The organism is Paenibacillus terricola, assembly GCF_014779765.1.
GTDB classification, from domain to species: domain Bacteria; phylum Bacillota; class Bacilli; order Paenibacillales; family Paenibacillaceae; genus Paenibacillus_T; species Paenibacillus_T terricola.
Genome location: NZ_JACXZA010000005.1, coordinates 484,590 through 497,199 on the forward strand (window position 1 = coordinate 484,590; position 12,610 = coordinate 497,199).

Annotated in this window: 7 protein-coding genes; 2 read left to right on the plus strand and 5 right to left on the minus strand. The window is 54.5% G+C overall.

What is annotated here, in order from left to right:
• Positions 1-64: 64 nt before the first annotated feature.
• Positions 65-907, plus strand: a complete 843-nt coding sequence (locus tag H8B09_RS21025; RefSeq protein ID WP_224753825.1) for a glycosyltransferase family 2 protein — start codon at positions 65-67, stop codon at positions 905-907.
• A gap of 43 nt (positions 908-950) precedes the next feature.
• Here the strand turns inward: H8B09_RS21025 and H8B09_RS21030 are convergent, their stop codons facing one another.
• Positions 951-1,925, minus strand: a complete 975-nt coding sequence (locus H8B09_RS21030; protein ID WP_191205517.1) for a glycoside hydrolase family 43 protein — start codon at positions 1,923-1,925, stop codon at positions 951-953.
• Positions 1,926-2,349: 424 nt separating this feature from the next.
• On the opposite strand from H8B09_RS21030, the gene H8B09_RS21035 reads away from it, so the two are divergent.
• Complete coding sequence (locus H8B09_RS21035; protein WP_191205518.1) at positions 2,350-4,575, plus strand: ATP-dependent helicase; 2,226 nt, start codon at positions 2,350-2,352, stop codon at positions 4,573-4,575.
• A 467-nt stretch (positions 4,576-5,042) separates the two neighbouring features.
• Here H8B09_RS21035 and H8B09_RS21040 read toward each other — a convergent pair whose 3' ends face one another.
• The 4 genes from H8B09_RS21040 to H8B09_RS21055 form a co-directional block, all read right to left on the minus strand.
• Positions 5,043-6,524, minus strand: a complete 1,482-nt coding sequence (locus tag H8B09_RS21040) for a metallophosphoesterase (RefSeq protein ID WP_318152676.1) — start codon at positions 6,522-6,524, stop codon at positions 5,043-5,045.
• A gap of 82 nt (positions 6,525-6,606) precedes the next feature.
• The gene (locus H8B09_RS21045) at positions 6,607-8,499 is read right to left on the minus strand and encodes an ABC transporter ATP-binding protein (RefSeq protein WP_397376089.1); all 1,893 of its coding nucleotides are present in this window, start codon (positions 8,497-8,499) and stop codon (positions 6,607-6,609) included.
• Positions 8,444-10,282: an ABC transporter ATP-binding protein gene (locus H8B09_RS21050; RefSeq protein ID WP_318152677.1), complete on the minus strand. Its 1,839-nt coding sequence runs from the start codon at positions 10,280-10,282 to the stop codon at positions 8,444-8,446. Before H8B09_RS21050 ends, H8B09_RS21045 begins: the two co-directional genes overlap by 56 nt.
• A 200-nt stretch (positions 10,283-10,482) precedes the next feature.
• Entirely contained in the window at positions 10,483-12,561 is a 2,079-nt protein-coding gene (locus tag H8B09_RS21055; RefSeq protein WP_191205520.1) for a putative bifunctional diguanylate cyclase/phosphodiesterase, read from the minus strand.
• Between the last annotated feature and the right edge of the window lie 49 nt (positions 12,562-12,610).

Here is a 12,610-nt window from a genome sequence, read left to right on the forward strand (position 1 = left end):
AACGGATGCGCACGACCGATGACGGGGGAAAATCGACCATTTACATAACGGAAGGAGGTGCCGTATGCGCCGATCAGCATCTATGGGCGGAAGAGTGAAGAGCTGCACCAGCAGCAAAAGCACAGGCAGTGGCAGTGGCGGCAAAGGCGTCACAATCGTTACGCCAACGATTCGACCGCAATATATGGAGCAGTTGCTGAACAACTATGCTCGCCAGCAATGGGACCGCAAGGAGCTTATTATTGTATTGAATCGCCAAGCAATGAACTTGGCTCATTACGAAGAAGCTGCGCGAAACTATGACAATGTGCGGGTGCTTCGTCTGCCTGCTAAACATCCTCTCGGCGATTGCATGAATCTGGCTGCATCGGTTGCACAATATCCGTATATCGCCAAATTCGATGACGATGATTACTATGGCCCAGGATATCTAGCCGACGCTATGCATACTTTCGCACAGACGGGTGCAGATGTCGTTGGGAAACTCTCCTTCTTCTTCTACTTCCCTCATCGGCAGCTGCTGCTGCTTCGCAAGCGGACGATTCCTTCGCAAGGCGATGTCCGGCGCGTCGCTGGCGCAACGATCGTATTCCGGGCGAGTGTGCTCGAGCAGGTCCCGTTCGGCAAAAAGCGACAAGGCTCCGACGTGCAATTCATTCGTGATTGTCTGCAGCATGGGCTGGCGGTGCGAAGCGCGTCGCCGTATCATTTTGCCGCGATTCGCAGATCTGATCGTCTTACGCATACGTGGAAGGTTCAGGAGAAGAAGCTGCTAGCTGATCCGTCGTCGCAGCTTATTAATACCGAGGATTTCACGCCGTATGTTGACCAACCAGCTGATGGAGGGAAGCTTGCCTATACGAGTCAGAAAATAAAATCGCCTGACCGACATCGCCTCAAAACATAAAAAAGAGCCGCACAGTCATCAATGACTGCGCGGCTCTTGGTTGTTACGCCTTCGCTTCTTGCTTCGCGTCCGGCACTGGTACTCCGAATACCGGCATGCCGTCTTCGTTCCAAGTCAGCACTTGCGCACGCGCGTGGCGGTTCGGATCGTAAAGCGGATCGCCAACGATTTCTTTGTAGTTGCGAGCATGGTATACGAGGACATCATGCTTGCCGTCTTCGGAAACCGTGAAGCTGTTATGTCCAGGGCCGTATTGGCTGTTCGCTTCATTCGTCTGGAACACTGGCTCAGGGAGCTTATTCCAAGAAGCCGGATCCATCAGATCCGCATTCTCGTCTGCCCACAGCAGACCCATGCAATAGTTGTAATCCGTTGCGCTGCCGGAGAAGCTGATGAAGATCTTGCCATTGCGCTTCAGTACAGCTGCACCTTCGTTAACGAGGAAGCCGATTTTCTCCCACTCGTATTCCGGCGTCGTGATCATCACTTGCTTAGCGCCAAGCGTCCACGGATTAGCCAGTGGTGCAATGTACAGATTCGAGTTACCTTTAATAGAAGGATCCTTCTGCGCCCATACGAGGTACTGCGTACCTTTGTGGTTGAACGACGTTGCGTCCAGCGCGAACGATTCCCATTCTGTAATCACTTGGCCCTTCTCTACCCATTCGCCTTCCAGCGGATTAGCGGAAGCGTTCTCCAGTACGAACATACGGTGGTCGAACAGACCGTCTTGCGTCTCCGTCGTGCGTGCTGCAGCGAAGTAGATGTACCATTTGCCATCGATGAAATGGATTTCAGGCGCCCAAATGTTAGCGCTCATCGGGCCTGTTTCATACTTGCGCCAAGCTACAGACACCTCGCCTTGCGCAAGACCTTGAATCGTCTGCGAGCGACGAACTTCGATGCGATCGTATTCTGGCACAGATGCTGTAAAATAGTAATAGCCGTCCGTATGTTTATACACCCATGGATCGGCTCGTTGAAGCAATACCGGATTTTGATATTCTGGAATGAACAAGCGGATCACCCTTTTATATTTATATAATAGCTATTAACATTTATATTACTATATTAACACCCTAATTACAATTAGAAGTGCAATATTTCGCGCCACAGTTGGATGCGCTTACTCCCAACAGCAGAAAGGCACGGGACTCTCTGACGGAAACTGGATTGTGTTTGGTTATATCTAACATCGTTTATATTCATGCTCATCACTAGTGAAAATCATTCGCTCCGAAACAGTTCCGATCCTTACCAGATCAGCGTTCTAAGGTCCACATGTTATACTATTAGTTAGCGAAAATTTTTGAAACGCCGAGATGAACCCACTGCCTCCTGCCACTGAGCGGAGCAGCATACCTTCTTACATGTTCATCCTTGCGACAATATATAGCCTAATAGTCCGTGTTCTTATATTGAAACGAAAGGGTTGTCACCAGATGCAGCAATACCGTCTTACGATTCCCGGGGCGCCCCGCCCTGTCGAGCCCGCTTCGATTCGCGACGCGATCGGGCAATATACCGCTCTCCCAGCAGAGGCCAATACGGAGCGCACGCGCGCAACTGCCAGCCTGGCTGAACGCGATGAACAGTTCTTCCAAGGGCTTGCACAACAACAAATCCAGCTAAACGACGATCAAGTGCAGGCTGTCCGGCATGGCGACGGTCCACTGCTTACCATCGCCGGTGCAGGCTCCGGCAAAACAACGACGCTCGCCTGCCGCGCCGCTTACCTCATGCAGGTGCGCCGCGTCTCGCCGCGCCAGCTGCTGCTGGTCACCTTCTCCCGCAAGGCAGCCGATGAGATGAAGCAGCGCCTGGCAGAGATACCTGGCGTACCGATGCGGTCCGCACAATCGGTCGAGGCGCGGACGTTCCACTCGTTCTGCCTGCAGCTGCTGCGGCGCAACGGCGTGCGGTCAGCCGTACTCGGCGATGACGGACAGCAGCGCATGACGATCAAGCGGCTGCTTCGAGAGTCGGGCACGTCATTCGATTTTGAACCGGAATCGCTGCTTGCGCTTCTCTCCTCATACAAGTGCCGCATGCTGACGGCCAACGATCTGCCGGAAGCATCGCCTGCGGAGCGCGAAATCAAGCGCGTTCTTCTCCGCTATGAGCAGTGGAAGCAGAATGGCGGCATGATCGACTTCGATGATCTGCTGCTGTTAACGTACCGTATGCTGAACACGGAGTCGGATCTACTGCCTGCGCTGCAGGAACGATTCCGTTATATTATGGTCGACGAATTTCAAGATACGAATACGGTCCAGTACGAAATTGTTCGCCAGATCGCGGGCGCTAGCCGCAATCTGATGGTCGTGGGCGATGATGATCAGACGATCTATTCCTTTAATGGGGCGAGCAGCGAGGCGATTCTGTCATTTGATCAAGTGTATCCCGATGCACAGGTGGTGGCGCTGCGTGTTAATTACCGGTCCAGTGCCGAGATCGTTGGTCTCGGCAACGCGATCATTCGCGGCAACAAGCATCGCCGGGAGAAGACGCTGACCGTGCCATCGTCAACGTCCTCAGATCGTCAGGACCAAGCGACAGAAAACAGCGAAGACACCACCATCGAAGCTGTCATTGGCGCAGAAGGCAAGCCGATGTTCGCGCGTCCTGCTACTGCAGAGGAGGAAGCGGCGCTCATTACCGCGTCCATCCGCAAGCTGATCGAGCCAGGCGGCTACTCGTACGGCGACATCGCCGTGTTGTACCGTTCGGCAGGCAGCGGTCGTGCGACGATCGAGCATTTGCTGCAGGCGGGCATTCCGATCGAGGAGCATGGCGATCTGCTTTCCTTCTACGAATCGCCGCTTATCCGGCCTGTCATGGCTCATCTGAAGCTGGCGCTTCATCATCGGGACAAGCAGGCCATCGAGACGATGCTGCCAACGCTGTATGTGAATCGGGAGTCGGCCATGAGGTGGATTCGTGAGAAGGACGCCCAGCAGGCGAAGAAATGGCCGCTTATCCACCTCACCTCATTCCCGAGTCTTCAACAGTTCCAGAAGGACGCCGTTCTGGAGCGCCTGCGGCTTATTAAGGCAGCAGCCACACAGAAGCCTGCTGTTGCAATCCGGCGCATCCGCGATGCGTTCTTCGACAAGTTTGCGGAGACGAATCGCGGCGGGACGCCGCATAAGGAATTGATGAAAGAGCTGCTGGACGAGCTGGAGTCGTCGGCGGGACGGTTTGAGACCGTCGAGTCTTTCGTTGCTTTTGCAGAGGATATGGCGAAGCGCCAAGCCGAGGCTAAAGGGGATATCAAGCCGGCAAGCAATGAAGGTTCGGATGACGCGGGCCGCGTTCAAGTGATGACCATTCACCGTTCGAAGGGTCTCGAGTTCCCTGCGGTATTCGTCATCGGCGCGTCTGAAGGTATCATGCCGCATCGCAGCGCGATTCAGCCGCAGCAGCCGAAGCAGACGTCTTCCCAGGATGAGAGCGAGCGGGAAAAAGAAGAGGCGCTCGAAGAGGAGCGCCGACTAATGTATGTTGCCGTTACGCGCGCGCGTGAACGGCTGTATGTAAGCTCGCCTGCCTTCTATCATGGCCAGAAGGCGGAGCTGTCTCGGTTTCTCGCGGAAGCGGGCGGTGTCCGACAGACGGCATCCGCCGGTGCCGGTACTTCGCGTGGTACGCGACAACGGCAGCGGTAATCCTGATCCTTGATCGCTGGATCGCGTTCTTGGTCGGCATCTCTGATTGGCATCCTTGCCTACCGCCCACCGCCTACCGCCCTACCACCTGACTTAGCGCCGCGGCCATAGGTGAGCTAGCGGTTGCGATAGAGCTTATTTGGCTCGAAAGACACCAGTTCGCTCGTTAAAGGTTGCCATTGTGCTTATTGGCCTGGTAGCAGCTTGAAATAAGCGGTTTGCACGCCGATAAGCTCTCCTGTAACCGTTAGAGCTTCGACAGTCCCATTTCTCGAAGAATAGCCACTATGACAACCGTTGCACTAAGGAGCCAGACAACTGACAACTGCAGACTAGCGAAGCGAGGTAGGACTGCCTTCTGAAGACTCTCAGTCGGGCGATTTCAACGCAAAAAACGCGCAGCCCTACACTACGGTTCAAAGCAAAGACAACGATTGGACAGCATCTATAAACGCAAACAAAGGCGGCTACATGCCGCCCTTGAACCAGCTGCGGATGGACAGGCTGAACAGCTTCGAGATATTGGAGGCTTGCAGTGGTGCAAGCTCTCCTGTACGGAAGGCGGCAGTCAGCGGTTTGTCGCTCCGGTTGCCGAACGCATCCACTGCGTATACGCGCGCAATGTATGCCGTATTCGGAGTCAGTCCTTTAAGCTCAATGGACAGCTCCTCCGGCATCGGATGTTTATAAAACTCAGAGAATGCGTGCAGCATCAGCGCATTGCGGCGGCTGCCCTCCCGCTTCACTTCGATATCATAGGCATGAACGAACAAATTGTCTGCCGCTTGGCTGAATCGAAGCTCCATCTGTGCAGCATGGACGGAGCTCGATATGACAGCGGCTTGTGCCGAAGGTTCAAAGTACGGTTTCACACGGTCGCGATCGTCCGTGTAGCGGAAACCCGCTCGCGAAGCCGGATAGGTAATGACCCAGTCCTCCCCCGTCCAATCATTGCGATGAAAGTCGCGCCGCTTCACGATGACCCGATCATCCTTCACCATCACCAGATACCCCTGCGAGATGTCATCCGGCGGATGGCTGCCCTGCACCATGCCCGGTTCAAGCTCCGGGTAGCGGATGGAGGACGTGCCAAGCGACGTAAAATCCCGCTGATGTATCGTCCGCGGATTCTCCAGCATGTAATGCGAATGGCCGGAGAACGTAATCACTTGCGGATACTTCGACAGAATCGCGTAAAGTTTTTTATGATTTTGCGTATGCCCCCAACGATCACTGCCATACACCGTACCGCTGATATGCTGATGGAACAACACGAAGATCGGCTTATCCGCACTCGCGTGATCAGCCAGCTTCCCGTTCAACCACGCCAGTTGATCGTCCGACAACTTGCCTCCAGTCGACTTATTCTCGCTCCCCATTACGATAAAATGATAGCCGTTAATCCAACGATCGTAATAAATGCCCGGCATGCCCGTCTTCTCCAGAAACAACCTCTGCCCTTTCGTTGCGCCCGATGAACCATAGTAGTCATGGTTGCCAATCGTCAGCAAACTTTGCGCAGCCGGCTGTTTGAGCCGATCATAGATCGCCATGAACGCATCGTATTGCTCAGGCTTTCCGTTATCCGTCAGATCCCCCACGCTTGCAATCGCATCATAATGCGGCGCCAGTTGATTCAACTGCGTAAGCGCACTGGCGAACTTCGCTTCCGCCTTCTCGCCGGAACCAATATGAATATCGCTGATCACTGGAAAAATAAGATTGTAGCCGTCATCCCGCTTCACTGTCGTATACCGGTCCTTCTGCACCCCGGGATGCGCGGCCATATCCGCCGCTGTTCCCAACGTATCCAGCCCTGCAACAGCAGTCGAAGCCCCCGAAGCCCCAGCCGCTGCCGCAGACGGGGCTCCCAGTCCGAAGAGTAAACTCTGCGTCGCCAACAGTCCTGCCGTCATTCGCGAAATTCCTCGCTGCAATCGGTTGATCACGTCACCAGCACCCCATTCTGAAGGCATTCCCGCAATCGGCATACCGATCGCGAACGTAGCGTTAGTATGGATCGTTACTGCCTTAAAAATCCATCTGCACGCTCAACCGGCCCTCTGCGATCGACATGGTGCCGCCGCGGCGTGAATGTGCGTGAAGCTCTGAATAATAACCCTGCTCTGCCAGCAGCGCCTCGTGCGTGCCCTGCTCTTCAATGACACCGCTGCGCATAACGATGATGCGGTCCGCATGCTGAATCGTCGACAGCCGGTGAGCGATAACGAGCGTCGTCCGCCCTTCCGACACGACTTGCAGCGCCTGTTGAATGAGACGCTCCGTGTGCGAATCGAGATTCGCTGTCGCTTCATCGAGAATAAGGATGCGGGGCCGATGCACAACAATCCGGGCAAAAGAAAGCAGCTGCCGCTCGCCGGCGGACAACCCGCTCCCCCGCTCTGACAGCCGTGTATCATAGCCGTCCTTCAGCCGCATGATCATCGGATGCGCTCCGACGAGTCGGCACGCTTCAATCGCCTGCTCGCGCGTAATCTCCTCGCGGAATAGCCGTACATTGTCGATGATCGAGCCCGAGTACAGGAATGGCTCCTGTTGAACCAGCCCCACGAGCCGGTGCAGATCGTCCTGCGGCATCTGCTTCACATCCGTGCCGTCAATCATGATATTCCCCTTGCGCACATCATAGAAGCGGGCAAGCAGGTTAACGAGCGAACTCTTGCCTGCCCCCGTTGTACCAACGATGCCAACGAATTCACCCGGCTTAATATGCAGATCGAGCTCGCGCAGCACATCGCGTCCTTCAATATAAGCAAACGATACGCCATTGAATTCAATTGCGCCGCGCACAGCCGTTGGTACAGGACGTATCGCTTGATCGGCGGCCGGCTCCTTCACCTCTGGCTCTTGACTGAAGATACGCCACAGCCGCTCAACGGATACGAAGGTCGATTGAAGCGTATTCCACTGCTGCGTCATCTGGTTGATCGGCTGGAAGAATTGGCGGATATAGTTGATGAATGCGTACAGCACGCCAAAAGCAATCGCATGATCGAGTACCGCAAGTCCGCCAAGCCAGACAACAAGAGCAACCGCGACATTGCCAAGCGTATCGTAGGTCCGGTTAAACATAACCGAAGTCCGTATTTCTCTTAAGTTCGCGCGAAGATAATTATTGTTCTTCTCGGAGAATCGCCGGCGCTGTTCCTTCTCCTGTCGGAATGCCTGCGTGAGACTCATGCCGGACAAATTCTCCGCAACGAATGCAATGACTCGGGACAGCTGCGAACGCGCCTGTTGATACGACTGCCGAAGTGCCCGCCGGAACGCAATCGCAATAACGATAATGACCGGAAACAGCAGCAGACAGAGCGCTGCCAGCCGCGCGTCAAGCGAGAACATGAAGGCAACGACAAGGATAAGCATAAGCCCATCGCGCACGAGACTGACTAACACTTGCGTGAAGAACTGGCTGATCGTCTCCGTATCGCTTGATTCGTTCGTCACGAGACTGCCGATCGGGTGACGGTCGAAGAACGACATCGATTGGCTAGTAATATGCCGGAATAGATCCTCGCGAAGCCTAGCGACAATGCTCTGCCCGATTCGCTGCACGAACACGGATTGCAGATAGCCGAATGCGAAGCTGACAACTGCCATCAGCAGGTAAACTGCGCCCAATATGAGCAGCTTGCGCATCTCATGCTCGCCAGTGAGCAGCTCGTCGTCGATGGCTATTTTGACGAGGTATGGCTGAAGCAGGTCGGCTGAGATGGCGAGCAGCGCCGAGCCGAATACAGCAGCGAACATCCAGCGGTGCGGCTTCGCATAGCTGAGCAGCGCACGGAACGCTGCCATCCGGTTTACCGGACGGTTGCCGGCTGTCGCACTGCTGTCAGAACTTTTGTTATCGCCGCTGGACGGTTTGGCGTTCATCGGCAACTGCTTCTTCTGTTCGCTCATACGCCGCACCTCCTTCCAGGCCGTCTGGCAGTGGCTGATCCATACTGTCCGTTCCTTCTTCCTGTATGGCGCGAAGCGAGGCATAATGACCGCCAAGCGCTACTAACTCCTCATGCGTCCCACGTTCTATAATTCGACCTTCCTCCAGAACGAGGATCAAGTCCGCATGTTTCACCGCACTAATCCGATGCGCAATAATTATCGTCGTCCGCTTGCTTCGCTCACGCTGCAGCTGCTCGATAATTCGCGACTCCGTCACCGCATCAACTGCACTTACGCTGTCATCCAGAATAAGAACAGGTGCAGCCTTATATAAACCGCGCGCCAGACTTGTTCGTTGACGCTGCCCACCGGACAGCGTTAGGCCGCGCTCGCCTAGCTTCGTATCGTAGCCATCCGGAAACGTCTCGATGTTGCCGCTGATAGCTGCTGATTGGGCCGCTTCATGAACGCGCTCCCTCGCCCCGCTGCGATCAGCGAATGCGATATTATCTCTTATCGTCTCGCTGAATAGGAAGCCATCCTGCGGCACATAAGCGATGCCGCCCCGCAAGCTTCCGAGCGTTGCTTCCCGAATATCGATGCCGCCGATGCGGATCGTATTCTGCGGCGGCTCGTATACGCGAAGCAGCAGCTTTGCCAACGTTGTTTTCCCACTTCCTGTCCGCCCTACAATGCCAAGCGTTTGTCCCGCCTGCAAGGTGAACGACAGCTCCTGAAGCGCTGGCCGTCGTGCTTCTGGATATGCGAACGTCAGTCCTTCAACCGTTAGGCCGGCATCTGCTGTTGCAATATCAACAGCCCCTTCCGCATCCCGTACCTCGGGCGTTTCCGTCAACAAAGAGTTAAGCCGATCGAGCGAGGCGCGCGCCTGCTGCAGACGGTTAATGACGTTGCCGAATTGTTGAAGCGGTGTCATGATAACTCGCAAGTAGAGCGTCAAAGCAACGAAGCCGCCCAGCGAGAACTTACCCTGCCCTGCAAAATAACCGCCATAAGTAATGGCAACAACGAGCGATAGCGCACCTGCAAGCGGTATGGCCGATTGGAACAGCGACGAAGTGCGCACAAGCCGAAGCTGGCGCTCCTGAACCCGACTGACCGACTCGCCGAATCGGCGCCGCGCAATCTCTTCTACAGCGAACGTCTTCGTTACCCGCACGCCGCCGAACTGCTCTTCAGCCGACGCCGTCATGCCAGCGATCGATTCCTGTACCTCATGCGAGCGCCGCCTAATGACAGGACCGAAATAAATGACGAGAAACGGAATCGTCAACAGCGGCGCAATGCACGCCAGCAGCAGCTGGAACGGGATATCGGTCGAGGCCATCATAATGACCGACGTAATGAATAGGAATGTCGCGTTCGTCAACTGATTAATGCCGCCGCAGATCGTCTCGCGTATGCTCGTCACATCGCTGAGGACATAGCTGAGCCATTTGCCAACACCATGTTTGGCGAAATACGCTTCACTTAGTCTCGTAAACTGCGTGAACAACCTTTCCCGGATTTCGGCCTCGAATCGGCGTCCGAGACGATGGTTAAGCAGCTGGCCGACGCCAAACATAACGCCATACGCTACACCGATCACTAGCAGTTGGACGCTGCAGCTGATGACAATACTCTTCGTCAGGCCGCCCTGCTTCATCGTGTCCGTGAAGTCGCCCAGCACTCTCGGATAGAACGCATAGATCATATTGCCTGCCGCCATTACCGCAACCGCCACCATGTACATCCATTTGTTCCGTTTGAAATAAGCAGCCAGAAGTGCAGTTCCTCTCACATGCGTTCCTCCGTTCTGTTGCATCCATGATGATATTGGATGGTGATAATCATCCATTCCGATATATCGTTAACTCACACAACCTCCATTATAAGGACGTCGCCCAGAAAATCCCACTCCACTCCAAGCTGAAAAAGCGTTCCCTCGTACGCTCTATCGGCGTATGAGCCGATTATGCCGTACAATGAAACGCTTCTCTCTTAAATGCTCCATTTGCCGCCTATATCGATGTCGTAATCCGCGCCAGCCGCTACTTCCAGCTCTGCGCAGCCGAGTTCCTTCAAATACGCCACAATTTGCGGAGCGCTCATCGGCCTGCCGAAATAATAGCCTTGTATAATAAAGCAGCCCGCTTCAGTGAGCAGTTCAACCTGCTCTTCCTCTTCGACGCCTTCAGCCACAATCTCTAGATTGAGCTGCTGCGCAAGCGTAATGATCGTTCGAATAATGGCGCGTCTTGCCGGGATATGACTCTGACTAATGAACAGTCTATCGATCTTAACGGTATCAATCGGGATAAGGTCCAGCGATCCGAGCGACGAATAGCCTGCTCCGAAATCGTCCATCGACGCCTTCACCCCAATCTCACGCAGCTGATTCAACTGCCGGATCACTTCGTTCATGTCATGAATGACGATCGACTCTGTAATCTCGAGCTCGAGCCGATCCGAAGGTAGCCTAGACTCCTGCAAACATTCCTTCACCATCTCGAACAAAATCTGACTGTCGAACAGCCGCACCGACGTGTTCACCGATACGGTGTACATGCCTAGTCCACTCCGTTCCCAGCCTATACAGTCGCGGCAGGCCTGCCGAAGAACGAAGCGGGACAAGCCAACGATCATGCCGGTCTCCTCCGCAATCGGGATAAATTCGGACGGCGCTACGATGCCAAGCTCCGGATGATTCCAACGCACCAGCGCCTCGAAGCCAATCGGCCTGCCTAGTCTTGTATCCCACTTGGGCTGATAATGGACAATGAATTGACCACCGTATTCCATCGCTTTGCGAAGATCGTTCTCAAGCTGCATCCGGCGCAGCAACCGCTCTTGGATATCCGGATTGAATAACTCGCTGCGATTCTTGCCCGCTGCCTTCGCCTCATACATCGCTGCATCCGCTGAACGCATCAGCGATGAACGATCGCTTCCATGCTCGGGATATAGCGCGATCCCGATACTGCACGAGACGAACAATTCATTACCTTCAATATAGAAGGGTTGATTAATGCGGGACAGAAGACGCTGCGCGAGCCGCTGTGCCTGTGTCTGGTCGGCCCCTTCCGCGATGAGCAGAAACTCGTCGCCGCCAATGCGGAACACCATTAGCTGCTTGTTCGCCAGCGCCTCGAACCGACGGCTTGCATCCAATACGAGCAAGTCGCCGATATCATGTCCAAGCGTATCGTTAATCGATTTGAATTGGTCAATGTCAATGAACAGAATCGCGCCGCGGCTTGACTGCGATAGGAATGACTCGAATCGACGGCTCAGCTCATACCGATTCGGCAGACCTGTCAACTGATCCTTATATGCCATCCGTTCCAAGAAAGCACGGTCGATAAACATGGCCCCCCACGAGACGAGTAGGAGGGTTGCTATCGATAGCGTGACGATTCCCAGCAGATAAATGTTATTGTCTTCGGCTGCATCGGCTATTGAAGGCACGCTGCACCAGAACGTAACAGATGCCATCCCCGTATAGTGCATCCCGCACACGGCAAGTCCCATGAGCACCGCCGCGACCATTTTGGATAGGAACAAGCCTTGAAGCCCGCTGCGGAACCGGTTCATGATGAAGAGCGCCGCATAGGATACCGCGATCGCAACAAGAACAGATAACGTCCAATAGAATGGGTCATAGTTCATCGTTACGCCAGGAATGCTGACAGCCGCCATTCCTATATAATGCATAGCGGATATGCCTGCGCCCATAACTAAGCCGCCGATTGCAATTCGTCCCAATCGGATCTGCTCACGCTGCGTAATATAGAACGCAATGAACGAGGCGAATATGCTGGCTAACATCGACAGGGCCGTTGGCTCCGCATCGAACGTTATAGGCAAATTCAAATGGAAGGCCAGCATACCGACAAAATGCATCGACCATATGCCGCTGCCCATTACGATAGCTCCCGATGCAATCCAGCCCCATCTTGACCGCCCGCGCGACCGCCAGACCCGTCCGATCATATTAAGTGCCGAGAAAGAAGACAATGTGGCGATGAGGAACGATAATAGTACAATTCCAATGTTGTAAGTTCCATGAAGCATGACCATAGAATGTCCTCCGATGCCGTATCCGTTACAAACATAAGTCTTATGTCTT

Excerpts from the sequence above, each read along its gene's own strand:
- H8B09_RS21025 (WP_224753825.1), top strand. The coding sequence starts at position 65 with ATGCGCCGATCAGCATCTATGGGCGGAAGAGTGAAGAGCTGCACCAGC.
- H8B09_RS21035 (WP_191205518.1), top strand. The coding sequence starts at position 2,350 with ATGCAGCAATACCGTCTTACGATTCCCGGGGCGCCCCGCCCTGTCGAG.
- H8B09_RS21045 (WP_397376089.1), bottom strand. The coding sequence starts at position 8,499 with ATGAGCGAACAGAAGAAGCAGTTGCCGATGAACGCCAAACCGTCCAGC.
- H8B09_RS21055 (WP_191205520.1), bottom strand. The coding sequence starts at position 12,561 with ATGGTCATGCTTCATGGAACTTACAACATTGGAATTGTACTATTATCG.